This window comes from Sorangium sp. So ce128, from assembly GCF_051525245.1.
GTDB classification, from domain to species: Bacteria; Myxococcota_A; Polyangia; order Polyangiales; family Polyangiaceae; genus Sorangium; species Sorangium cellulosum_B.
In genome coordinates this window covers 10,694,142-10,718,355 of sequence record NZ_CP150313.1, presented here as the reverse complement: position 1 = coordinate 10,718,355, position 24,214 = coordinate 10,694,142, and the positions used below count along the sequence as shown (strand labels likewise).

At 69.5% G+C, this 24,214-nt stretch carries 13 protein-coding genes; 8 read left to right on the top strand and 5 right to left on the bottom strand.

What is annotated here, in order from left to right; genetic code table 11:
• Positions 1-89 precede the first annotated feature (89 nt).
• Positions 90-1,811 carry an ABC transporter substrate-binding protein gene (locus tag WME82_RS40605; protein WP_438039700.1) on the top strand — a complete coding sequence of 574 codons (1,722 nt, stop codon included), beginning with the start codon at positions 90-92 and terminating at the stop codon, positions 1,809-1,811.
• Between the two features lie 133 nt (positions 1,812-1,944).
• Positions 1,945-2,592, top strand: a complete 648-nt coding sequence (locus tag WME82_RS40600; RefSeq protein ID WP_438039699.1) for a hypothetical protein — start codon at positions 1,945-1,947, stop codon at positions 2,590-2,592.
• Between the two features lie 43 nt (positions 2,593-2,635).
• On the opposite strand, the gene WME82_RS40595 is transcribed toward WME82_RS40600, so the two are convergent.
• The 3 genes from WME82_RS40595 to WME82_RS40585 all read right to left on the bottom strand — a co-directional run bounded on the left by WME82_RS40595 (position 2,636) and on the right by WME82_RS40585 (position 5,720).
• Positions 2,636-3,304, bottom strand: a complete 669-nt coding sequence (locus WME82_RS40595; RefSeq protein ID WP_438039698.1) for a c-type cytochrome domain-containing protein — start codon at positions 3,302-3,304, stop codon at positions 2,636-2,638.
• Positions 3,305-3,486: 182 nt separating this feature from the next.
• On the bottom strand, positions 3,487-4,716 hold the full coding sequence (locus WME82_RS40590) for an AAA family ATPase (protein WP_438039697.1): 1,230 nt from the start codon (positions 4,714-4,716) through the stop codon (positions 3,487-3,489).
• Between the two features lie 65 nt (positions 4,717-4,781).
• A complete protein-coding gene (locus tag WME82_RS40585) occupies positions 4,782-5,720 on the bottom strand; it encodes an FKBP-type peptidyl-prolyl cis-trans isomerase (RefSeq protein ID WP_437741911.1) in 939 nt (312 codons plus the stop codon).
• A gap of 190 nt (positions 5,721-5,910) precedes the next feature.
• Between WME82_RS40585 and ppdK the strand changes: the two genes are divergently transcribed.
• The 4 genes from ppdK to WME82_RS40565 all read left to right on the top strand — a co-directional run bounded on the left by ppdK (position 5,911) and on the right by WME82_RS40565 (position 12,234).
• The gene (ppdK, locus tag WME82_RS40580) at positions 5,911-8,685 is read left to right on the top strand and encodes a pyruvate, phosphate dikinase (RefSeq protein WP_438039696.1); all 2,775 of its coding nucleotides are present in this window, start codon (positions 5,911-5,913) and stop codon (positions 8,683-8,685) included.
• Positions 8,686-8,887: 202 nt separating this feature from the next.
• Positions 8,888-10,432 carry a hypothetical protein gene (locus tag WME82_RS40575; RefSeq protein ID WP_438039695.1) on the top strand — a complete coding sequence of 515 codons (1,545 nt, stop codon included), beginning with the start codon at positions 8,888-8,890 and terminating at the stop codon, positions 10,430-10,432.
• A gap of 86 nt (positions 10,433-10,518) precedes the next feature.
• Positions 10,519-11,250 carry a PspA/IM30 family protein gene (locus WME82_RS40570; protein WP_437526597.1) on the top strand — a complete coding sequence of 244 codons (732 nt, stop codon included), beginning with the start codon at positions 10,519-10,521 and terminating at the stop codon, positions 11,248-11,250.
• Positions 11,251-11,532: 282 nt separating this feature from the next.
• Positions 11,533-12,234 (top strand): hypothetical protein, encoded by a 702-nt coding sequence (locus WME82_RS40565; protein WP_438039694.1) that lies wholly within the window; start codon positions 11,533-11,535, stop codon positions 12,232-12,234.
• A 44-nt stretch (positions 12,235-12,278) separates the two neighbouring features.
• On the opposite strand, the gene WME82_RS40560 is transcribed toward WME82_RS40565, so the two are convergent.
• Together WME82_RS40560 and WME82_RS40555 are read right to left on the bottom strand one after the other, a co-directional pair.
• Entirely contained in the window at positions 12,279-14,300 is a 2,022-nt protein-coding gene (locus WME82_RS40560; protein ID WP_438039693.1) for an ATP-binding protein, read from the bottom strand.
• Complete coding sequence (locus tag WME82_RS40555) at positions 14,297-20,572, bottom strand: AAA family ATPase (RefSeq protein WP_438039692.1); 6,276 nt, start codon at positions 20,570-20,572, stop codon at positions 14,297-14,299. Before WME82_RS40555 ends, WME82_RS40560 begins: the two co-directional genes overlap by 4 nt.
• Positions 20,573-21,043: 471 nt before the next feature.
• On the opposite strand from WME82_RS40555, the gene WME82_RS40550 reads away from it, so the two are divergent.
• The gene (locus WME82_RS40550) at positions 21,044-21,631 is read left to right on the top strand and encodes a hypothetical protein (RefSeq protein ID WP_438039691.1); all 588 of its coding nucleotides are present in this window, start codon (positions 21,044-21,046) and stop codon (positions 21,629-21,631) included.
• 1,142 nt (positions 21,632-22,773) lie between these two features.
• A complete protein-coding gene (locus WME82_RS40545; RefSeq protein WP_438039690.1) occupies positions 22,774-24,204 on the top strand; it encodes a hypothetical protein in 1,431 nt (476 codons plus the stop codon).
• The last annotated feature ends 10 nt before the right edge of the window (positions 24,205-24,214 follow it).

Genomic DNA, 24,214 nt, shown 5'->3' with positions numbered 1-24,214 from the left:
GCGGCGCTGCGAGCTGTCGGTCGAGTGAGAGGATCGTCGTGGGCGACCGAGGTCGCCGCGTAGGGAGCAAGCTTATGAAGAGTCGATCCATGTCGCGCCGCATTTTTGCCCTTTCGGCGCTCGTCCTATCCGTCGGCGCCACGGCGGCCTGCGACAACAAGGGGTCCGAGTCCGGTGGCACGGCGCCCGCGGGCTCGGCCGGGGCTGCAGCCGGTCCCGCTGCGAAGGGCGATGCGAAGGGCGGCGCGAAGTTCGTCACCATCTCCAGGGAGCAGCAGGCGTCCTGGGTGCGCAACTTCAACCCCCTTCTCGGCGAGGGGGCCACGCGCTTCCCCACCGTCGCAGGCATCTACGAGCCCATGATCGTGTACAACACGATGAAGGGCGAGTACGTCCCGTGGCTCGCCACGAAGTACGAGTGGAGCGACGCGAACAAGAAGCTCACCTTCACGACCCGCCCCGAAGTCAAGTGGTCTGACGGACAACCCTTCTCGGCGAAGGACGTCGCGTTCACGTTCGGGCTCCTCAAGAAGTTCCCGGCGCTCGATCTCACGGGCGTGTGGAAGCTCGTCGAGTCGGTCGAGGCCAAGAGCGACAGCACGGTCGAGTTCATCTTCAAGGAGGCGTTCGTCCCCGGCCTCACCTACATCGGCCATCAGCCGATCGTGCCGGAGCACAAGTGGAAGGACGTGGCCGACCCGGTCACGTTCACGAACGAGAACCCGGTCGCGACGGGGCCCTTCACCGAGGTGAAGACCTTCCAGAACCAGATCTACGAGCTCGGCAAGAACCCGAACTACTGGCAGAAGGGCAAGCCGGCGGTCGAGGGGCTCCGCTTCCCGGCGTACCCGGGCAACGACCAGGCGAACCTGGCGCTCATCAACGGCGAGGTCGACTGGGCCGGCAACTTCGTGCCCGACATCGACAAGACCTACGTCGCCAAGGACCCGGAGAACAACCACTACTGGTTCCCGCTCGTCGGCGGCACCGTGACGCTCTACCCGAACGCCACGAAGAAGCCGTTCAACGACATCAAGCTGCGCAAGGCCATCAGCATGGCCATCGACCGCGCCCAGATCGCGAAGGTCGCGGTCAACGGCTACACGGTCGGCGCGGACGGGACCGGGCTCGACGACGCCTACGGGCGCTGGCGCAGCGACAAGGCCGCCGCGGCCGGCGACTGGACGACCTTCGACGTGGCCAAGGCGAACGCCCTCCTCGACGAGGCCGGCTACGCCAAGGGCGCCGACGGCATCCGCGCGAAGGACGGCAAGCCGCTGAAGTTCGACATCAACGTCGTGACCGGCTGGTCCGACTGGGTGCGCGCGGTCCAGATCACCACGCAGAGCCTGAAGGCCGTCGGCATCGAGGCCACGCTGAAGACGTACGACTTCAGCGCGTTCTTCGAGGCGCTCCAGAAGGGCACGTTCGACATGTCGATGGGCTGGACCAACACCGAGCCCACGCCGTTCAACTACTACCGCGATCTCATGGCCCCGGAGTTCGTGAAGGCCGTCGGCGAGGTCTCGAACCGCAACTGGCACCGCTTCTCCGCCAAGGAGGCCGAGCCGCTGTTCAAGAAGTTCGCGGCCGCGACGGATCCGGCGGAGCAGAAGAGCATCGTCGAGGAGCTGCAGATGATCTACGCCACGCAGGTGCCGGTCATCCCGCTGTTCAAGAACCCGTCCTGGGGCGAGTACAGCACGAAGCGCTTCGTCGGGTGGCCCAGCAAGGAGAACCCGTACGCGAAGCTGTCGCCGAACAACTCGCCGGATTACCTGCTCGTCCTGACCGAGATCAAGCCGAAGTGACGGCTCCTGCGCTGCGCGCCGGGCGTCCGGCGCGCAGCGTGTGTGTTCTCGCCTAGCAGCGTTTCTCTCTCTTTTCTCTCCGACTCAGCACAAACCTTGGCCGCCGGCGGCGCCGGTGCGAAGATCGCGCTGCATGCTCCTCTCGGGCGTCCAGATTGCGCGCTTCGCTGCGCTCCTCTCCGGAGTCTTCCTCGCCGCCTGCGGCGGCAACCAGCACGCTGGCGCCGCGGCGTTCTGGGAGGGCGACACCGTCGATCCCGCCGCGCCGGCGGAACAGGCGGGCGCGAAGAAGAAGGCGCCGCGCAGGGCTTTCGGCGCGTCCGACGATTTCGGCGGCGCCCCGTCGACGCCCGAGGAGCGGGCGCCCTCGTCGTGGGTGGGCGTGCGGCACGATCTCTCGCTCGCGCGCGCCGACTCGCGCAAGGAGCGCTGCAGCTGCCTGGCCGTGGAGGTGGGGGAAGCGCGCGATCCCAGGTTCCAGTGGGCGGCCGGCGCGCCGGAGACCTCGGCCAATACGCTGGCCATCGCGCTGAGCGCGCGCGGGGTGCCCTGCCCGGGCGGCGCTCCCGACGAGGAGAGCCGGCGACCCTCGATCTCGGCGGTCGATCAGGAGGGGAACGATATCGTCATCGAGGTCGAGGAGCTGCCCACAGGACGGCCGCTCGCGACGGGCGCCGTGATCCCGAGGCCCGCTCCGGGCGGGGCGATCTACGTGAAGGGGCGCAGCGCGAAGATCCCGTATGCGCGCGCCGCGGGCGGCGCGCGCTGCAAGGTCTACTGAGCGCCTGCGCTGCAGGGACAGGCGCTGAGCCGGGCCGAGGGGCTCACTGGGGAGCGCCGGCGCAGATCCAGTCGTTGATCTTCTTGATGCTGGCCTCGGGAAGGGCCATGCCCGAGGCCGGGGGCGGCATGCGCGTGTCGTCGCCGCAGAGGCCGGTGCCGCGCACCTTGTTGATGATGTAGCTCTCGCTCGGCTTGCCCGGCACGACGAGCATCTTGCCGGCGCATTCCGTGCTATCCCCGTCGACGAGCTCGCCATGGGCCGCGTTCGCGCGGAGATCGAGGCCGGCGGCCGCGGGGCCGGCGTTGCCGTGGCACCCCGCGCAGTTCGTCGTCAGGATCGGCCGTACATCAGCGAAGGTCGCGGTGTCCGCGCCGCAGAGGGGGTCGCTGGGAGCGGAGCCGCCTTCGCCGCCGGTGCCAGCGCCGCCGGTGCCGCCGCCCTGGCCGCCCGTGCCGACATCCGCGCCGCCGGTGCCGCCTTGGCCGCCGGTACCGACATCCGAGCCGCCGGTGCCGCCGCCCTGGCCGTCGGTCCCGCCGGTGCCGCCGCCCTGGCCCGCGCTGCTGCTGCTGCTGCTGCTGCTGGTCGAGCTGCTGGTGCTGGTGCTGGTGCTGGTGTCGGTCTCGCCACCGTCGTCAGAGCAGGCAGCCGCCGAGAACCCGATGGTCAGACAGAGGACCAGTTGAAGTGCAGTTTTCTGAGAAAGCATGTGAGGACCTCTTTGACGCTGTGTTCGCGCGGCGAGCGCCGCGCTGTCGATTCGCGGAGGACCCTAGATGGCATTGTGCGCAGCCACAACGCATTTCAAGAAAATGAAATTGGTTATCGTTATCGCGAGCCCGCGACACTGCAATGCAATGATAGAGCTGTACAGGGGTTGGTTCGCCGCGTCTACGCGGAGAGCGCCTTCGAGGAGAGCAGCTCTCCGGGATCGCGCTCGGCCAGGTCCTCGAAGCGCGGGAGGTCGGCGAGGCGGCGCGTCGTCGTGGCGGAGGTCTCGGGGTCGCGCTGGAACGCGATCGCGCGGCTGAGGCCCTGCTTCGACACCCCCCTGAGCAGCGCGGGCGAGTGCGTCGCCGCCACGATCTGGCAGACGGAGGGCCGCGCCGCCCCCTCGAGGAGCTGCGCGAGCACGGCGGCGCGCTCGGGGTGCAAGCCGGCGTCCGGGTCCTCCACGAGGAGGAGCGACCCCTCCGGCGCGGTGAGCACGCCGGCGATCTTGCCGAGCGCGCGCAGCGCGCCGTCCGGGAGGCTCGGCGCCGGCACGCGGGCGCCGCCCTTCTCGACGAGCACCATCATGACGTCGCCGAGGCCCGTCTCGGCGAACTCGATATCTTCGATCTCGGGCGCGAAGATCGAGCGCACCCAGCCGAGCACATCGGCCTTGTGCTCGGCCTCCTGGCAGAGCCAGCGGAGCACGGCGGAGAGGTTCTGCCCGCCGGCGCCGAGGTTCTCTATCTCGTGCGGCACATAACCCCTCATCCGCGAAGGATCGATGTCGAGCGACAGCGTGCTCCGCATCGCGACCTGGAGCGCGTTGCAGAGCGCGATGACGTCCGCGAGGCTCACGTCCTCGCCGCGCCCGCGGTGGTGCTCTATCTGGCCGAGCAGGCTGCGCCGGGCGGGGTTGCGATCCATGGATGCGATCCGCATCGAGCGGCCCTTCTTCGACGCCGCCTTCATCGCTCCGCCCGAGGCGAACCCCTCCAGCCCCTTCAGCGCCGACGCCGGCGTGTCGAAGAGCGGGCCCCCGGCCGACTTCGCCTCGAGCGACTCGTGCTCCACGATCACGTCAGGCTCGACCTGACACGTGATCTTGTGTGTGAGCTCCTCCTTCCCGATCGCCCATCGGCTCTCGATGGTGAACGATTTGGCGCCCCTGTGCGTGGCCCCTTGCGTGCCGCCGCGCAGGCCCGGCCACACCTCGCGCCTGCCGTCGACGCGGCCGCGGAAGATGTCGCACAGGGGTAGATCCAGCCCGACGCCCTGCAGGAAGCGCAGGGCGTCGAGGAAGTTGCTCTTCCCGGAGCCGTTGGCCCCGAGCAGCAGCGTGAAGGGGGACAGCTCCACCGTTTGATCGGCGAAGCTCTTGAAGTTCCTGAGTCGGATGGATGTCAGCATGCCTGGCCGCTCGCAGCCATCATGTGACCAGGCAGTCGGCCGGATGTAAAGCGCCGGCCGACGGTTCAGCGAAAGTCGATGAGCTCGACGTCGAACACCAGCATGCCGGCGGGCGCGCCGGGCCGTGTGGGCTTGTCGCCGTAGGCGAGGTCGGCCGGTATCCAGAATCGCGCCTTCTCGCCTTTCACCATCAGCTGTAAGCCCTCGGTCCACCCCTTGATCACGCCACCCACCGGGAAGGTGGCCGGCTCGTCGCGGACGATGGAGCTGTCGAACATCTTCCCGTCGGTCGTCCAGCCCGTGTAGTGGACGACGGCGCGGCTCGTCGGCTTCGGGTGCTCGGTGCCCGTGCCCTTCTGCAGGACCTGGTAGGCGAGCCCGGAGGCGGTCTTCTTCGCGGTCTTCGGCGCCGCCTTCACGTCCTTCGGCGCGGGCGGCGGCTTCGGCGCGGGGGCGAAGTCGAGCAGCTCGACGTCGAACACCAGCATTCCGGCCGGGGCGCCCGGCTGGGCCGGCGTGTCGCCATAGGCGAGAGCCCCGGGGATCCAGAGGCGGCGCTTCTCGCCCTTGCTCATGAGCTGGAGCGCTTCCGTCCACCCCTTGATCACGCCGCCCACCGGGAAGGTGGCCGGCTCGTTGCGGACGATGGAGCTGTCGAACATCTTCCCGTCCGTGGTCCACCCCGTGTAGTGGACCGTCACCTTGTCGTCCGGGCCGGGATGCGCCGTGTCCTTGCCCGGCGCCAGCACCTTGGACGCGAGGCCCGATGCCGTCTTCTGCGCGTCGGCGGGCGGCGCCGCGACGTCCGGCGGCGCGGGCAGGCCGGCGGGCTCGGGCGGCGGCTGCGGCGAGGCGGCGGGCTCGGGGGTGGGCGCCGGCGGCGGGGCCGGCTTGACCGAGGCGCTCACCGGCGCGTCGGCGATCGCCTGTGAGGCGGGCTTCTGATCGCACGCGGTGAGGGGGACGGCGAACATCGCAACGAGGACGAGAGAGAAGCGCTTCATGCGCGGCTTCATAGCTCGTCCGCCGTCGAGAGCCGGTATTTTTGTGAGGTGCACGCGTGAGGTGCACGCCGCGGTTCCGACGGCTCTGGATCCGATAGGGGACGTCGGCGGTCGGCCGTCCGTCGTACCTCCATTCCGCCGTTCGAGGGCTCTCGACCTGACTGCGAGGACGGTCTAGCGTGCGCCCGCCATGGGGAGATCGATATATTTCTTCGGCGCAGGGCAGGCGGACGGGGACGCACAGCAGAAGGATCTGCTCGGCGGAAAGGGCGCGGGGCTCGCCGAGATGACCCGCCTCGGCATCCCGGTGCCGCCGGGCTTCACGGTCACCACCGAGGTCTGCAACGCCTATTACGCCTCGGGCAAGGCGCTCCCCGCCGGCGTCGAGGACGAGATCAAGGCGGCGATCGGCCGGCTGGAGTCGCTGCGCGGCGCGGAGTTCGGCAGCCCCGAGGCGCCGCTGCTCGTGTCGGTCCGCTCGGGCGCGCGCGCGTCCATGCCGGGAATGATGGATACCATCCTGAACCTCGGCCTGAACGACGAGATCGCGCGGGGGCTCGCGCGGCGCACGGGCAGCGAGCGATTCGCGCTCGACGCCTATCGGCGGTTCATCCTGGCGTATGCCGATATCGTGCTCGGCGTGCCCCGCGACCGCTTCGAGGAGGCGCTCGGCCGCGCGCGCAGGCAGGCCGCCGCGAAGCTCGGCGTCGACGCGACGCGCCTGAACTCCGCCGAGCTCGAGCGCAAGGTGCCCGACTCCCAGCTCGATCCGGAGTCGCTCGCGGCCTTGATCCAGCGCCAGAAGGATATCGTCCTCGGGGCGACGGGCCGCCCGTTCCCCGACGATCCCTACGCGCAGCTCTGGGGGGCGATCGGCGCCGTATTCGATAGCTGGAAGAACCACCGGGCCCAGGTGTACCGGAAGATGCACGACATCCCGGAGGCCTGGGGGACAGCTTGCACCGTCCAGGGGATGGTGTTCGGCAACCTGGGCGACGACTCCGGCACGGGGGTCGCGTTCACGCGCGATCCGTCGACCGGAGAGCGGCGCTTCTATGGCGAGTGGCTCCCCAACGCGCAGGGCGAGGACGTCGTCGCGGGGGTGCGCACGCCGCACCCGCTGTCGAGGATCGGCGCCGGCGAGGGCGGCGGCGGCGGCGTGGACGACGAGAGCTCGCTCGAGGCGCGGATGCCCGCGGCGTACGCGGCGCTCGTCGAGGTGCAGGGCAAGCTCGAGCAGCACTTCCGCGACGTGCAGGACCTGGAGTTCACGATCCAGCAGAACGAGCTCTTCCTGCTCCAGTGCCGCACCGCCAAGCGCACGGGCCGCGCGGCCGTGCGCATCGCGGTCGAGATGGCCAAGGAGGGCCTGATCAGCCAGCGGGAGGCCATCCTGCGGGTGGATCCGGGCTCGATCGATCAGCTGCTGCACCCGAGCATCGACCCGAGCGCGCCGAAGTCGCTGCTCGCGCGCGGCCTGCCGGCGAGCCCCGGGGCGGCGACGGGGCAGGTGGTGTTCAGCGCGGACGAGGCGGAGCGGCGCGCGGGCCAGGGCAGGGCGGTCATCCTCGTGCGGTCCGAGACGTCGCCGGAGGACATCCACGGCATGAAGGCGGCGCGCGGCATCCTGACGGCCCGCGGCGGCATGACGAGCCACGCGGCCGTGGTGGCGCGGGGGATGGGCAAGAGCTGCGTCGCCGGCTGCTCGGCCATCAGCGTGAGCCAGGGGCGGATGGCGGTGACGATCTACGACGACCACGGGCGCGCGACCGGCACGATCACGGTGAAGGACGGCGATCTCATCACGCTCGACGGCGGCACCGGCACGGTCTACCTCGGGGCGGTGCCGACCATCCCGGCGGCGCTGAGCGGCGAGTTCGAGGAGCTCATGGCCTGGGCCGACGCGGTCCGGCGCCTCCGGGTGCGGTCGAACGCCGACACGCCGCACGACGCGAGGACGGCGCGCAACTTCGGCGCCGAGGGCATCGGGCTCTGCCGCACCGAGCACATGTTCTTCGACGAGGAGCGCATCCAGGCGGTGCGCGAGATGATCCTCGCGGACGGCGAGCTCGGGCGGCGGCGCGCGCTCGCGAAGCTGCTCCCGTTCCAGCGCAGCGATTTCGTGGGCGTCTTCCGGGAGATGGCCGGCCTGCCGGTGACGATCCGGCTGCTCGATCCGCCGCTGCACGAGTTCTTGCCGCAGGACGAGGCGCAGCTCCAGCAGCTCTCGAGGGCGACGGGCGTCTCCGCGGAGGATCTCCAGCGCAAGAGCGAGGAGCTCGCCGAGTACAACCCCATGCTCGGCCACCGCGGCTGCCGGCTGGCGATCACGTCGCCGGAGATCTACGAGATGCAGGCGCGCGCCATCCTCGAGGCGGCGTGCGAGGTCGCGGCGGCGGGCATCGAGGTGGAGCCGGAGATCATGATCCCGCTCAGCATGACCCGGCGCGAGCTCGCCCTCACGCGCGAGCTCGTCGAGGGGGTCGCCGAGAAGGTCTTCGCCGAGAAGGGGCGGCGGGTCGACGTCCGGTTCGGGACGATGATCGAGCTCCCGCGCGCCGCGCTCAGGGCCGGCGAGCTGGCCGAGGAGGCCGAGTTCTTCAGCTTCGGCACGAACGATCTCACGCAGACGACGCTGGGCATCTCGCGCGACGACGCGGGCCGGTTCCTCGGCGCGTACGTCGAGGCCGGCATCTTCGCGAAGGATCCGTTCCAGTCGCTGGACGTGCCGGGCGTCGGAGAGCTCGTGGAGATCGGCCGGGATCGTGGGCGCGCGGCGCGGCCCGGGCTGAAGCTCGGTGTCTGCGGCGAGCACGGCGGCGATCCGAGCTCGATTGCGTTCTTCGAGCGGGCGGGGCTCGATTACGTGTCTTGCTCCCCGTTCCGCGTCCCCATCGCCCGCCTCGCCGCGGCGCAGGCGGCGCTCGCGGCCGAGGCCGCGAGGGGTCCGCGCGCGACGGACTGACACCCATCCTCCGGCGACATATGCCCGGACAGGGCGTCGGGACATCCGTTCTCACGAGCGTGCTTTGATTACGCTCGTGCGAGCTTTGGTATCGCGCCAAGTCTGCTAAACCAGGAACCTCGCTGTTCATCGCCGGTGTCTCGCCGGGCGCGCCTGCCTGCCCGAGCCGCTCCACCGCGCGCTGGCGAGACATGGAGGTTTCATGCGTCATCTCGGCGTCTCCTCTGCGCTCCTCGCATTTCTCGGGGCCGCGACATCGGGTGTGTTCGTCGCGGTCGGCTGCCACGCCTCGGGTCCGCACGTCGAGATCGGCGCGAGCGGCGGCGCGCCCGGCGACGGCGGAGGCGGCGCGGGCGGCGGCGGCGCGCCCGAGGTCGGCAGCGGCAGCGGTGATTTCGTTCCGGATAACGGCCTTGGCGGGGCTGCCCCTGGCGACGACGACGCCGGCGCCGGCGATGCTGCCGTGAACCCGTGCGGGACCCAGTGCGGTCCCGAGGAGCTCTGCGATCTCAACCACCTCGGCCTCGACGACGACTGCGACGGTCAGGTCGACGAGACGTGCTCCTGCGTCGCGGGGCAGGCGCACGCGTGCTTCATGGGCGATCCGTCGTACCGCGGGGCGGAGGGGTGTTTTCCGGGCACCGAGCTTTGCAACGAGGTGGGCGTCTGGGGGCCCTGCGTCGGCGGCAGCCACGCGACCGAGGCGTGCTTCAGCGAGAACCCCGCGGGGTGCCACGCGCTGAGGGTGCCTCCGTTCGCGAACGTGGATCTGAAGGAGGGGACAGGCACGTTCAGCGTGGACGCCGAGCCTGGCTCGGAGACCTGGAGCGTCGTTTGCCCCGCGGGCATCGACCCGTGTCCGGCGGTCTCCGGGGCGAGCCCGGCGGATGATTACAAGCCGCTCCAGTCGGGGGAGTACAAGGTCATCTACACGAAGCGCCTCGCCGACGGCGCGACCGACTCGTGCGAGTATGCCCTTTACGTCGGCGCGCCCGGCCTACGGGTCGAGCTCGAGTGGGAGCACGACCTCGGCGGCGAAGGGGTGGATCTCGATCTGCACCTGCACAAGCCGGGCGACACGCGGCCGTGGGCCGTCGCCGGCTCGCCGGACGACTGCGGTTACAACAACTGCACCGTGGACACGCTGGGGTCGGATCCGGAGCTCCGGTGGTTCAGCGACGGCGCGTCGCCGCCGGAGCCGGTGAGCTGGTATGCGGACCCGGAGGAGGCCAAGAACACGTGTTATTACGCCCCTCGCGGCGCCGGGCAGGCGTGGCGCGATCTCGGCCAGGGTTGCTACAACCCGCGGCTCGATATCGACAACATCACGTGCGACCCCGACGTCACGAACCCGGACAGCGATGATTTTTGCGCGCCCGAGAACATCAACGTGGATTTTCCGCCGTTCGGGCAGTGGACGCGGATCGGCGTCCATTACTACTCGGCGCATGGCCGGAACTACGCGGTTCACCCGCGGATCAAGATCTTCTGCAATGGCTCCCTGGGGGCGGATCTCGGCCCGACCGGGTTCTACGACCCGGAGGCGCCCGTCACGTTCGCGCCGGCCGACGGGAGCACCCGGTACTGGCTGGTCGCCGACGTCGCGTTCGTCGAGGGGGGGGAGTGCGGGGAGGACACCTGCGTGGTGAGGCCGCTGTACGAGGACGAGACGCTGAAGACGCCGCTGCTGACGACGCGGTCGTCGGTGGAGTCGAGCTTCGGTCCGGCGTACCCGCCGCCGCCCTGATCGCCGGTCTCCCCGGGGCCGCGGGGGCCCCGCGGCCCCGCGCGCGGGCGCTTTACAGGGGCGGCGGGGCGGTGCACGCTAGCGGCATGGGCATCTTCGACCGGATGGGAAAGGTCATCTCGAGCAACGTCAACGCGCTCCTCGACAAGGCGGAAGATCCGAAAAAGTCGCTGGATCTCATCGTCGAGGAGATGAAGGACCAGGTCCGCGCGGCGCGGAAGGAGCTGGTCGACGCGGTGGCGGCCGAGAAGGTGCTGCGCAAGAAGGTCGACGAGCTCGACGCCGAGGCGGAGAAGTGGGAGAAGCGCGCCGAGCTCGCGCTGAAGGCGAACGACGAGAAGCTCGCGCGCGAGGCGCTCGTGCAGAAGAAGCGGGTGGTGGGCGAGCGCGACCGCGCCGAGGCGATGCGCGCGGAGCAGCGCTCCGCGGTGCTCTCGATGAAGACCGAGCTCGAGCGCATGGAGGCCAAGCAGGAGGAGTTCCAGGCGCGGAAGGGCACGCTCGCGGCGCAGATCCAGCAGCAGCGCGCCGGCGGCGGCGCCGAGGGGCTCGGGGCGCGGGGCGGCCAGAGCGCCTTCTCCGAGTTCCGGCGCATGGAGGAGCAGGTCGAGGGGCAGGTGGCGCAGGTCGCGGCGTCGCGCGAGATCGAGGAGGCGATCTCCGGCGGCGGGCTGTCGGCGGCCGAGCTGGAGGCGAAGTTCGCCCAGCTCGAGCACGGCCGCGGCAGCGCCGGCGCCGGCAGCGCGGACAAGCCGGGCGGGTCGGCGGTCGACGACGAGCTCGCCGCGCTGAAGAAGCGGATCCGGATCGGGTCCTGAGGGGCTGAGAAGAGCGGCGGGAGGGCGGGGAGCCGCGGCTGTCCCGCCGGACGCGCCGCGGCGGCGCCGGCGTGGCATCGAGCGTCATTCCGCGTCGGCGAGCATTCTTCCTTCGGCAGTGACGAAGGCTCCATGACGGAGCGGTGGGGGCGACCTCCCGCATTTCGGAGTGACCGCCGCGGGCGCGTCGCGAGAGTGCGGGTTCGGCCGTGCGGGCCGATATTTTTGGCGTACCTGTAGCTCATGTTACGCTACCGCGCGTCACAGAGAGCCGAGGTGCGCATGAAGTGGAGTTCGATCGTCTTTCTTGGGTGCTTGCTGGTTGCCTGCGGGGATGATGAGATCAGCTTTGGTAGCGGCGGCGCGGGCGGGACTGCCGAAGGTGGCGGCGGCGCGGGCACGGGCGGCCATGAGGAAGGCGGCGGCGGCGCAGGCACGGGCGGCAGCGCCGAAGGCGGCGGCGGCGCGGGCACGGGCGGCAGCGCCGAAGGCGGTGGCGGCGCAGGCACGGGCGGCAGCGCCGAAGGCGGAGGTGGCGCGGGCACGGGCGGCAGCGCCGAAGGCGGCGGCGGCGCGGGCACGGGCGGCAATGCGGAAGGCGGCGGCGGCGCGGGCGGCAGCAGCCTCGATACGACGGAGCTCGCGATCGCTTCCGACGAAGCCGCCACGGCGGGCTGCGCGACGTTCGTGGACGGGGCCTGGGGGGTCGGGGAGACCGACTTCATCGACGGTGAGCCCACGAACGACGATTGCGCCCTGGTGCCCGTGCGGGTCGAGGGGACTCCCTACTGGATCACGTCGGGTGAGTTCGAAGGGGACATCGATATCGACGGCCTGGAGCACTCGTTCTCGACCGCGGCGGCGGCGATCGACGAGGGGAGTTATTCGATCGTCCTCCGCAACTTCACGTTCGAGGAGCTCTTCACCGGAAGTATCGAGGTGGCGGACGTCACGGAAGACGCCGTCACCCTGTCGATCGAATAGAGCCCAAGGCCGGCGCGGAGGGCCCCACCGGTGACCGGCTCCGGCTATGTGGAGTGGCTCGCTGCGCTCTCGGTCGAGAGCGGCAGCTCGACGCAGAAGGTCGAGCCCTGGCCGACCTCGCTCGACAGGCGAATTCGTCCGCCGTGCGCCTCGACGATGGTGCGCGTGATGTAGAGGCCGAGCCCGAGCCCCCCATAATTCCGCGACGAGACGCCGCGGCGAAATCGCTCGAAGAGCTGCGTCCGCACCTCGGCCGGGATCCCGAGCCCGTGGTCGGCCACCGAGAGCCGCGCGACCCCGCCTTCCGCGGTGATGGTGATCTCGATCGGCGCGCGTTCCCCGAACTTGATGGCGTTGGTCAGGAGGTTGGTCACGACCTGTTCCAGGCGGTACCGGTCCCACCAGCCGGTGATCGGCTGCTCCGCGCGCACGGCGAGCGCGCTGCCCGACTGCGCGAGCTGGTCGCCGAGCTGGGCGACGATCTCGGCGACCAGCTCGCGCAGATCGACGGGCGCCCGGTCCAGCTCGAGCCTCCCCGCCTGGATCCGGGAGACATCGAGGAGCATGTCGACGAGGTTGGAGAGGCGTTTGATCTGGCGGCCGGAGAGGGCGACCGCCGATCGCACGCGCTCGGCGTCCATGCCCCGCGCGAGCCTTTGCCCCAGCGATTGGATGGAGAGCTGCAGGGAGGTGACCGGCGTGCGGAGCTCGTGCGAGGCGATGAGGAGGAACTCGTCCCGCAGGCGGATGGCCTCCTCCGCCGCCGTGCGCGCGTGGCGCTCGTCCAGGAGGAGCCGATCGCGCTGCTGTTCGGCGTGTACGCGCGCGGTGATGTCGCGGAAGCTCCAGACCCGCCCGGCCACGCGATCTCCGAGGCGCTGGGGCTGCGTATACCACTCGAAGATCTGCTCGTTCCGAAGCGGGAACGTATCGAAGGCGCTCGCCTCGGGATCGGCATAGAGGTCACGGACGCTTTGCAGGAACAGCTCGGGCTCGCGGAGCTGGCCGCCGACGAACGCGAGGAGCACATCGGCCGATCCGCCGGCGAGGACATCGGCGGGAATGCGCCACATCTGCGCGAGCCTGTGGTTATGGCGCACGACGCGCCTCGCGCCGTCGACGACCAGGATGCCGTCCGCCGTCGATTCGAGCGTGGCCTCGAGGAGCGAGTAGGAATGGCGCAGCACGTCCTCGGCGTGCTTGCGGCTCGTGATCTCGGTCGAGATACCGCAGACGCCATCAGGTTCGCCGGCGGGGTCGCGGAGTGGGAACTTGAGAGATATGTACGTGCGTACGCCGTCGCGCTCGGGGGCCACCTCGTCGAGCTCCATGGTCCGATCCTGCTGCAGGACGAGCAAGTCGTTGGCGCGATACTCCTCGGCCTGCTCGCGCGGGAAGAGGTCGTGGTCGGTCTTGCCGATGACCTGCTCGCGGCGCATCTGGAAGAGCTCTTCGAACCCGCGGTTGACGAGCATGTAGCGGCCCTCGATGTCCTTCGCGAAGACGACGGCGGCCGTGTTGTCGACGATGGCCTGGAGCAGATGCTGGCTCTCGCGGAGAGCGGCGTTCGAGCTGGCCAGCTCGGCCGTGCGTTCTCGCACCCGCTGCTCCAGCTCTTGATGGATACGCTGCAGCTCCGCGTTCTTCTCTTCGAGCTCCTTTTGCGCCTCGCGCAGGCTCAGGTGGGTCGTGATCCGTGCTATCACCTCTCCGATCTCGAATGGCCTGGTGATGTAATCGACGCCCCCCGCCCTGAACCCCACGAGCTTGTCGGCCGCGTCGGTCAGACAGGTCATGAAGAGCACCGGGATATCTCGAGTTCTTTCCGCCTCTTTCAGGCGCCGGCACGTCTCGAAGCCGTCGATGCCAGGCATCACCACGTCCAGCAGGATCAGGTCGGGTCTCGTGAGGCTGGCCCGCTTCAAAGCCTCTTCACCGCCCTGAGCGACGAGCACGCGATGACCTATGCATTCCAGACTATCCACCAGCACGCCGAGATTGGCGGGCACGTCATCCACGATCAGGATAACGCGGGTGCGCGGACCGGGTGCCGTGGCGCTGCTCATGGTCGCTGACCGCCCTCCATGCGCCGCGGCAGCTCCAGCCCCACCGTCAGCTTCGGCTCGACCCCCTGCAGGCGCTCCTCGACCAGGTGGAGGATCGCCTGGGACTGGTAGTCCTGCGCGAGGCGATCCAGGTGGTCGGCGAAGGGGCGGTAGCGCTCGCCCAGGGTGCTCAGGTAGGCCGCCCGCTTTCGGATGTCGCGCATGTTGCCCTCCAGGGCCAGGGCATGCAGGACTTCCATCTCCTCCCGGGGAGGCGCCACGAGCTCCGCGGCGCCCCCGTCCCCGGCTTGATCCTCGGCCGGTCTGGCATAGACCCAGGTGAGCCCGAGCTGGGCGCCGATGATCCGCAGCAGGCTTTCCTGGTCGATCGGCTTGCTGAGGAAGGCGTCGGCGCCGGCGGCGACGCTCTCGGCCTGGTCTTCCTCGTTGGCGATCGCGGAGACGACGATGAACGGCAGCCGCGCGAGCCCCCGAGCCTGGCGATCGCGACGAATGCAATGGATGGCTTCCAGGCCGCCCATCACCGGCATGGCCAGATCCATCACCACCAGATCCGGCGACGCCGCCATCGCCTGCTCGATGGCCTCCTGGCCATTGGCCGCCTCGTAGACCTCGAAGCCCCGGCTGCTCAGCAGGTCCGAGAGCACCGCCCGATTGCCCACCACGTCGTCGGCGACCAGCACCTTCCGGCGCGGCCCCTCGTAGCCGATGGCGACCCGCTCGGAAGGCCGGAGGGGCGCTGCGATCTCGGCCACCGGCAGGACCGCGTCAAACCAGAACCGGCTGCCTGCATCGGGCCGGCTTTCCACGTGGATCTCGCTGCCCATGAGGTGCACCAGCTGGCGGCTTATCATCAGCCCGAGGCCGGTACCCGGACGGCGCCGCACATCACCTACCCGCCCGAAAGGCTGGAAGAGCTTGGCCAGCTGCTCCGGTGTCATTCCGACGCCGGTATCCTCGACCTCGAAGCGCAGGCGCGCCCCGGTCTCGTCCTGGGCCAGCACCTGCACCCCGAAGCGCACCCGCCCCCGATCGGCGAATTTCACCGCGTTGCCCAGGAGGTTGAGCAGCACCTGGCGCAGGCGCTTCTTGTCGGCCAGCACCGCCTGCGGCAGGTGGGGCGTGACCTCGTAGACGAAGTAAAGGCTCTTCTGCTCCGCCCTGACGCGGATGATGTCGGCGACGACCGTCAGGAAGGTCAAGAGATGGATCGGCTCTGGGTAGAGCTCGATCTTGCCCGCCTCGATCTTGGCCAGGTCCAGAAGGTCGTTGATGAGGGTCAAGAGGTGCTGACCGCTCTGCTGAATGGTATTCAGTCCCACCGCCCGGCGGTCTTCGAGATCCGGGGGGTGCTTGAGGATCTGGGCGTAGCCGAGGATGGCGTTGAGCGGCGTGCGCAGCTCGTGGCTCATGTTCCTCAGGAACTCGGTCTTCGCTCGGCTCGCGGCTTCGGCCGTCTTGCGGGCCTGGCGCTCGGCCTCGGCCTGCTTGCGCTCGGTGATGTCGGTGGAAATGCCGCAGATGGCATAAGGCTGCCCCGCCGCGTTGCACAGGGGATACTTGAGCGAGATGTAGGTGTGCAGCCCATCGTCCTGGAGGGCCTCTTCCTCGGCCTGAAGCGCGGTTCCGGTGGCCAGCACCTCCTGGTCGACGGCGCGGTAGGCATCGGCCCTCTCCCTGGGAAAGACATCGTAGTCGGTCCGGCCGACGATCGCTTGTTCACTGACGTGGAACAGCTCGGCGTAGCGCCGGTTGATCATCAGGTAGCGACCCTCGAGATCCTTGAGGTAGATGACGGCTGTCGAGTTGTCGACGATCGACTGGAGGAGCTCTTTGCTGTCCCGCACGGCCTGCTCCGCTCGCCGGCGTTCGCTGTTCTCCTGGAGCAGGTCGGCGTAGAGCGTGGCATTGGCGATCGAGATGGCGGCCTGGGCGGAGAGCAGCTCCAGCACCGAGAGCCGCTCCGGGGTGAACGCGCCTGCGATGAGGTCGTTTTCCATGTAGAGCAGCCCCACGAGCTCCGCCTGCCGCAGGATGGGCAGGCAGAGGGCGGACTTGGGGTACCGATAGAGGTGGTTGCTGGCGACGATGGGATTCCGTGCCGTCCCGTCGTCCAGGATCACCTTCTCCCGACTGCGCCGGACGTAGTTGAGGAGGGGTGCCGGCAGGTCCGAAGGGGAGGCCTCGGGCTCGTGGGGAATACGCACCTCGATCCGGGGCCCCTCCGCTCTCGCCTCGGCAGCCAGGAGCAGGGTCTCGGCGCGGGCCAGGAGCAGGCAGCCCCGCTGCGCGCCGGCGTTCTTTACCAGGATGCGCATGAGCGCGTCGAGCAGGCGGTCGAGGACGATCTCACCCGAGATGGCCTGAGAGGCCTTGAGCACCGAGCCGAGGTCGAGCGCGGTGGTGGCGGCCGCGGCAGCCTCCGGACGCGTCGCGCCGCGGAGGATCTCGCCGGGGACGAGGTCGGGGTACGCGCGCTCGAGGCGCCGCATCGCCTCGGTCGCGCCCCATCGGCCGTAGGCCCTGTGCGCCTCGGTGAGGTAGGCGCGGGCGATGGTGGTCTTGCCGAGCGCGCGGAAGGAAAGGCCGGCGAGCTCGTTGGCGAGCGCCTCGTCGTGGAGATAGCCGCCGCGCTGCGCGAGGGCGATCGCCTCGTCGTAGCGCTCCCACGCCGCGCGCGCGTCGCCGCGGACGCGCTCGAGCTCGGCGCCGAGCAGGGCGCTGCGGTGCGCCATGTTCTCCGGGCAGAGGTCCGCCCAGCGCGAGAGTTTTTCAGCAAAGAGCTCCGCGCGGGCGAGGAAGAGCGCGCGCTCGTCCGGGGAGACCACGTCCGCCGCCCGCGTGAGCGCGACGCCGGCGTAGAAATGGCACGCGGGGATGCCGAGCCAGCCCGCCACGGTCGGGATCTCGACGTCCATCGAGAGCGCAATGCGCGCCGCTTCCTCGAACGCGCCCTGGAAGACGCCGAGGATCACGATGTACGTCTGGGCGGAGGGAGGCGAGACCACGTTGCCCATCCGGCGGGCCTCCTCGAGCACCTCGTCGATGTCGACCCACGCGCCCTTGAGCTTGGCCGGGTGCGCGGTCTCGACCGAGAGCTGGTGCGCTATCTGTACGACCGCATCGACCATCCAGGAGATGGCGTTGCCCCTGTCGAGCTTGCATATCGGCTGGTAGCTCTGCGCCTCGGCGAGGAGGTCGGAGAGCGGGAGGCCGCGCAGGAGGCTGTTCATCACGGCGTTGACCGCGGTGTAGAACGCCCAGATGTACTGGCCCGTCTCGAGCCCGACGTGCATCCCCGCGAGCAGCGACTTCTGGCAGGCGGGGTAACCCTCCCTCCAGTGCTGCACGTAGGAGCCCCACATGTTGCGGAGTATCGCTTCGGACTTCTTGTCCGGGTAGCGCTCCGAAAGGTTGATGGCGGCGCGGCCGAAGTGGTAGCCGAGCTCGATGTCGCCGCGGCCGCAGAGGAACGTTCCGAAGTTGATGCAGCCGAACATCGCGTGCTTCGATAGCCCGTGGCGGAGCGTGTTCTCGACGAGCTTCGCGACCGTGATGCCGCGGTTGTTGGGGCTCAAGAACCCGCAGGGGAGGAAGAGCGCCTCGAGCACATCCTGCATGGCGCGGATCTCCGGGTCCGCGAGCGGCGGCAGGTCTGGCAGCGCTTCCAGGGTCTTTTCCCGGACGAGCGCCATCGTCGCCCGGATCTGGGCGTCGACCATGGCTTCGTCGGGGAACAGGGGTAGGTCGAGCCCGAACGGGCGCAGGGCCGCGAGTCCCTCCGCGAGCGCAGCGGGCAGATCATTCTTGAGCACCTGCACGTTCATCTTGAGCCGCAACACCTCAGTGCGATCGAGCCGGCTCGCGGCCCGCTCCAGGCAGTCGGAGAGGACCGCGAGGGCATCGTCGTGCTGGCCCGATAGCGAGAGCATGAGGCCCGTCTTCATCCCGTACTCGAGGCGAAGCGGGTACTGCGACGTCCAGGCGTCCTCCGGAAGGCGCAGAAAACCGAGCTTCAGGTAGCGCAGGGCCGCGCCGAAGGCGGACGCGTCCTCGGCGCGGCGGGCGGCCTCGAGGCTCATGCGGGCGAGGGAAAGGCGCTCCGCGGGGTCCGACACGAGGTCGCCTGCGCTGTTCAGGTGGCTGACGACGTCGAAGAGGCTCTGGCTCTCGGAGAGGTCCAGCTTGCCCGCGAGCAGCCGGCCGATCCGGAGGTGGAAGGCGGGCCGGTCCGCCTCCGGGATCATGGCGTAGGCGCCCTCCTGGACCTTGTCATGGGCGAAGCGGTAGCCGTCGCGCACGGCCAGCACGAGCCCCTCGCCGACGGCGGGATCGAGGCGGCCGTACACCTCTTCCGGCGAGCACTCGCTCACCGTGGCGAGCATGTCGAGCTCGAACCGGCTGCCGATCGCCGCGGCGAGCTTGAGCGCCTCCACCGCCTCCGGCGGCAGGCGCGCGATGGCGCGCACCATGAGGTCGACGACATTGTCCGTGTACGCGAGCGCATCGATCCTGGCGAGATCCCAGCGCCAGCCTGACCCGGCAGCGAACGTGAGCACGTCGTGAACGTGCAGCGACCGGACGAACTCCTTGACGAAGAACGGGTTGCCGCCCGTCTTCTTCTGCACCGCATCGACGAGCGGCCCGCAGTCGTCGCGCTTGAGGCTGTCCGAGAGCATCTCGAGGAGGTGCGAGCGCGCGAGCGGGGCGAGGACGATGTCGCGCACGACGATCCCTGTGTGCTTGAGCTCCTCGATGGCCCGGACGAACGGGTGCCCGGGCGACACCTCGTTGTCGCGGTAAGCGCCGCAGAAGAAGAGCGCCTCGAGCGAGTCGTCGGCGACGAGCGTGCGGAGCAGCCCGAGGCTCGCGGCGTCGATCCACTGGAGATCGTCGAGGAACAGGACGAGCGGGTGCGCGCTGCGCGCGAACACCGAGACGAACAGCAAGAAGCACCGGCTCATGCGGTTCTGCGCCTCGAGCGGGCCGAGCGCCGGCACGGGCGGCTGCGCGCCGATCACATGGCCGAGCGAGGGGATGACGTCGCAGACGACCTGCGCGTTCGGCCCGAGCGCGTCGAGGATCGCGCTCCGCCAGCGCTCGATGCGCGCCTCGCTCTCGGTGAGGAGCTGCCGCACCAGGCCGTCGAACGCCTGGATCACCGCGCTGTAGGGCGCGTCACGGTTGTACTGGTCGTACTTGCCGCTCGTGAAATAGCCCTTCTGCCGCGCGAGCGGCTTCAAGATCTCCTGCACGAGCGAGGACTTGCCGATGCCGGAGTAGCCGGAGACGAGGACGCTCTCGCGGCGGCCCTCGAGCGCGCGCTTGAACGCGGCGGTCAGCGCCTCGATATCGTGCTCGCGGCCGTAGAGCTTCTGGTGGATCCGGAACAGGTCCTGGCGATCGCGCTGGCCCGCGGCGAAGGGCTCGATCGTCCCCGTGCGGGGCAGGGCCTCGCGGCAGCGATCGAGGTCGGCGAGCAGGCCCTCGGCGCTCTGGTAGCGGTCCTCGGCGTTCTTCGCGAGCAGCTTGAGCACGACGCCGGAGATGGCCTCGGGGATCGTCGGGTCGACGCGGGACGGCGGCGCGGGAGCGAGGGCGAGGTGCGCGTGGATGAGCTCCATCGGGTCCAGGGCCTCGAAGGGGCGCTGGCCCGTGAGCATCTGGTACAGGATGACGCCGAGCGCGTAGAGGTCCGTCCGGTGGTCGACACCGCGGTTCATGCGGCCTGTCTGCTCGGGGGAGACGTAGGGCAGCACGTCGGCGATCACCGCCGACGCGTAGAGCCGTTCGTGCGCGCGGGTGATCTCGGCGTCGACGCCGAAGCTCGTCATCTTGACCGCGCCGCATGCGCCGACGAGCACGTTGTGAGGGCGCAGATCGCGGTGGATGAGCCCCGCCGCGTGCACGGCGGCGAGGCCTTCGGCGAGCGCGGCCGTGAGATCGAGCGACTCGCAGAGCGGCATTCTGCGCGACGGGCGCGCGGCGAGGACCCGCGCGAGATCGCGGCCCGGGAAGTCCTCGAGAACGACAATCAGGGCGCCGGCGAGCTCCTCGACGCCGCGCAGGGCGGCGAGGCGGGGTGAGGCGAGCTGCGCGATGCGCTCGCACTGGTGCTTGAAGCGCGCGATCTCGGCGCGAGTCGCTCTCTCCGCGCGCAGGACTTTCAGCAAGACCGGGACACCGTCGCCCTCGCGGCACGCGCGGAACAAGCTGAAATCAGCGTGTTCCTCGATCTTCTCGAGGAGCGCATACCCTCTTTCGACGATCATCGGCAACCTTGCTCGCCTGCCTGTGAAAGGTGGCGCATTCAACCAGTTATATCTGCGAGGGGGAGGTGTGGCACCGAGCTGTGCCGCCAGGGGGTTGGCGCTGCCCACGCCCCCCGGCCCGCCAACATCATAGCGAACCAGGTTCAGGTGTAGCCGCCGAGCGGGGTGACCAACCGGGAGTCCCCGCAGGCGAGGCGGCACCCGGCCAACCGCTCCGAGCCCGACGCGCGGAGCCAGATCCTGTTCGATGACGAGTACGAGCGGCGGAACGAGCTCCCCAGAGCCAGGTGCGGGTCGGCGGACGACATCAACAACAATCACCTGCGCGCTCGTCCCCCGCTCGTCGGCGCTACTTCGGCCCCGCCTTGCCGATTGCGATGACGTTCTGCTGCGCGGCCGGCTTGCCGCCCTCGTTCGCGGAAACGAACGCGCGCGGGTGATGCCCCAGCCGTCGTTGGTCTTGAGCTCGGCGTGACCGTGGCTGTCCTCGACCGCCAGGATCAGCCGGCCGAGCGGCTCGAGGCCGGCCGGCGCGGAGCCAGGGGCGGTGAGCACGCGCTGGAGCGCGGACTCCGGCAGCCCCAGGCCGAAGCCGACGTCGAGGATCGAGAGCTGCACGCCCTGGGGCGCCTCGCGCACCGACACCACGGGGCCGTGGCCAGGGAGCCCGCGGCCCGCGACGTCGGTGAGGAACGCCTCGAGCACCTGTCCGAGCTCGCCGCGGTGGCCGAGGGCGTGGGTGGCGCCGCGGATGGGCTCGAGCCGCACGGCCCGGCCCGTCGCGCGGGCGGCGCTCGCGACGGCGTCGGCCACGACGTCGCCGAGCTGGAAGGCGCAGAGCGGATCGGCGGCGTCGCGCACCGCGAGCGGCCGCACGTTGTCGGACACCGGGGCGGCCTGCGTCCGGAGATCGCCGAATGGTGCGTGACCCGTCCGGCAAGCCCGGAGGGCTCCCCGGGCAGGGATCGCCCGCCATCCTCTGGTGATGCGGCGCTCCATGTCTCGGCATCATCGCGTCCCGCGCGCAGAGCAGAGAGCGCGTCTGCAGGGAGCGGCTGACGGGTCCCGCGTCGGTCGCTGCCGCGCGGCGATCCTCCTCTGGAGGGCGCGTCGTCGATTCTCGGCGTGAATGTCTCGGCCGCGCGCGGCATCGGAGGGGCGCACGCCGTATGGGTTCGCGGTGACCGGCGGGGACCATCGGGCATCACCTGCGTTCGAGGAGAGCGGGATGAGCCGCAGCCGATTCCGCTGGGGGTGAGATCGATCGGGCGAGCCGGTTCGCGCTGGAAGCGCCGTTGCTAGACGGGAGCAGGGCGGGGCGCGCGTGGCGCCCGGTGGGACACGTCCGGGGGGCTTCGCCCCGGCTGCGAGGCGATGGGTGGTGGGGTACTTTGGCCGAAGGTGGGGTCCTTGGAGCCGCCAAGCGCGCCAAGCGAGCCAAAAATGCCAAGAAAAACACAAGAATCTTGGCGTCTTATGGCGCCTCGGCGGTCCCCTCATTCCGGCGATCCCGCGGTGCCCGGCCAGGGGAACCGCGGGAGCCCCCGGCCTGCTCTCTGCGGCCTGGACCGTCCCGTCCGGACCCAAATGCCCCAAGCGCCCCAAGCGTGAAGATGAGACGGCTTACTAAATTGTGTTGCCATAGTCGACTGGCCCATCTATAGAGTCAACCGTGGGAGACCGCGCGTGCATGACGCTCCCGCGTCGCGGGGGTGTCAGGGCGACGGCGGGCTCTCATGACCATTGAGCCAGTCGCTCGGAGTCCAGCCGTGCTTGATTCTGCGGTTCCCGGCAGTGGGAGCCGCGGAGTCTCGCGGCCTGCTCTCTGCGGCCTGGACCATCTCGTCCGGATCAAAATGCACAAATGCACAAATGCACAAATGACCAAATGACCAAATGACCAAATGACCAAATGACCAAATGACCAAATGACCAAATGACCAAATGCAACTAAATTACTAAATTGTGTTGCCATGGTCGACTGACCCACCTATAGAGTTAATCGTGGGGGACTGCGCGCGCATGGCGCTCCCGGGTCACGGGGGCATCAGGGCGATGGTGGGCTCTCATGACCATTGGACCATTGGCGGAGGGTACGATCTATGGACAAGCATATTCGATATGCTCTATCGACACTGCTCGCGGCTGCGTCGCTGGGCACCGCGGGAACAGCCCATGCATACGTGACAATCACGGGGGATGTGTCGCCCCAAAACCCAAGCGACCCGTGGGATCTGGGGCCGGGCACCCTCCGCGTGGGCGGCGCGAGCAACCCCTGGGAGCCCACCTTCACCAGCGGGGAGGTGATCGTCGCGAGCGGCGGGCAGCTGTTCAGCGCGGGCGCATTGGTGGGGAATGATCGCAACGGCACGGTTCAGGTCATCGGGTACGGCTCGAAGTGGACCAACAGCGGATCCATCCAGATCTGCGTCAGCGGCGATGATTGTCATGGGCTGCTCATCGTCCAGAGCGGCGCCGAGGTGCTCACCGAAGATCTCGTGGTGGGCGATCGATCCTCGCAGAACCATGGGGTCCTGCGCGTCGAAGGGTATGACGCCACCGTGACGAGCCTGGGGGATACGTACGTCGGCCTCAGGGCGCAGGGCAGCGTCGAGCTCAAGCAAGGGGCGAGCTTCTTCTCGAACAATGTCTACATCGGCGGTGCGTCGGGCTGCTCGAGCTGCAACGGCCACGTGACCGCGGCAGGCTCCGGGACGAAGTGGGTGAGCACAGGAGAGTTCGTCGTGGGGATGTACAGCCTGGGCACGCTGGACATCGACCGGGCCGAGGTCTCCACGATCAATGCCAGGATCGGCTACCGAGACGCTCTGATGAGCCCCGCGGCCAGCGTGCGCGGTTGGGGTGGTACGTGGACCAACCAGGGGCTCTTTCGCGTGGGGACGGTGCAGGGAAATGGCGAGCTCGCCATCGGGGCGTACGGGACCCTCGTGACGGAAGATACCGAGATCCATTCCGAGCTCGGCGGGGCCTTCATCAAGGTGAATGACGTCTACGCGTCATGGCTCAACAGCGGCGACGTCACCGTCTTTGCCAGCGGCAATCGGTCTCCGTCGATCGTGGTCGGCAAGGACGCCTTCGTGAGCATCGGCGGCCTCCTCCGGACCGCGCCGAAGGTCGTCGGCGTCTATCCCTACCTGGGGCCCTCCGTGCGCCTCGAGGACGGCGACCTCGTCGCGGGCGCCATGGAGGTCGAGGAGGGCGACCTCGACTTCGCCGGCGGGCGCCTCGAGACCGGCAGCTTCGTGGGCGATCTCGCCAACACGCAGTCGGGCGAGCTCTCGGTCGGAGAGGCTCACCCGGCGACGGCCATCGTCGGCAACTACAGCCAGGGGCCGGGGGCCACCCTGAGGATCGTCGTCGGGGGATCGAGCCCCTCGCCGCTTCTCGAGGTCGACGGGGACCTCCTCGTCGATGGGGCGCTGGAGGTCGTGCCGGCCGACAGCTCCGTGTCGTTTCAGGTCGGGGACACCATCGCCCTGCTGGGCTGGGGCGGTGACCTCGCGGGGACGTTCGCCGCCGTGAACATCGCCGTGCCGCTCGCCCCAGGCCTCGCCTGGGACACCTCGGCGCTCTACACCACCGGCGAGATCACCGTCGTGCCCGCGACCTGATCACGCCACG

Bases quoted from the DNA above. Each gene is read 5' to 3' on its own strand.
- WME82_RS40570 (WP_437526597.1), top strand. From the start codon at position 10,519: ATGGGCATCTTCGACCGGATGGGAAAGGTCATCTCGAGCAACGTCAAC.
- WME82_RS40560 (WP_438039693.1), bottom strand. From the start codon at position 14,300: ATGAGCAGCGCCACGGCACCCGGTCCGCGCACCCGCGTTATCCTGATC.
- WME82_RS40555 (WP_438039692.1), bottom strand. From the start codon at position 20,572: ATGATCGTCGAAAGAGGGTATGCGCTCCTCGAGAAGATCGAGGAACAC.
- ppdK (WP_438039696.1), top strand. From the start codon at position 5,911: ATGGGGAGATCGATATATTTCTTCGGCGCAGGGCAGGCGGACGGGGAC.
- WME82_RS40565 (WP_438039694.1), top strand. From the start codon at position 11,533: ATGAAGTGGAGTTCGATCGTCTTTCTTGGGTGCTTGCTGGTTGCCTGC.
- WME82_RS40575 (WP_438039695.1), top strand. From the start codon at position 8,888: ATGCGTCATCTCGGCGTCTCCTCTGCGCTCCTCGCATTTCTCGGGGCC.
- WME82_RS40585 (WP_437741911.1), bottom strand. From the start codon at position 5,720: ATGAAGCGCTTCTCTCTCGTCCTCGTTGCGATGTTCGCCGTCCCCCTC.
- WME82_RS40595 (WP_438039698.1), bottom strand. From the start codon at position 3,304: ATGCTTTCTCAGAAAACTGCACTTCAACTGGTCCTCTGTCTGACCATC.
- WME82_RS40605 (WP_438039700.1), top strand. From the start codon at position 90: ATGTCGCGCCGCATTTTTGCCCTTTCGGCGCTCGTCCTATCCGTCGGC.
- WME82_RS40600 (WP_438039699.1), top strand. From the start codon at position 1,945: ATGCTCCTCTCGGGCGTCCAGATTGCGCGCTTCGCTGCGCTCCTCTCC.
- WME82_RS40590 (WP_438039697.1), bottom strand. From the start codon at position 4,716: ATGCTGACATCCATCCGACTCAGGAACTTCAAGAGCTTCGCCGATCAA.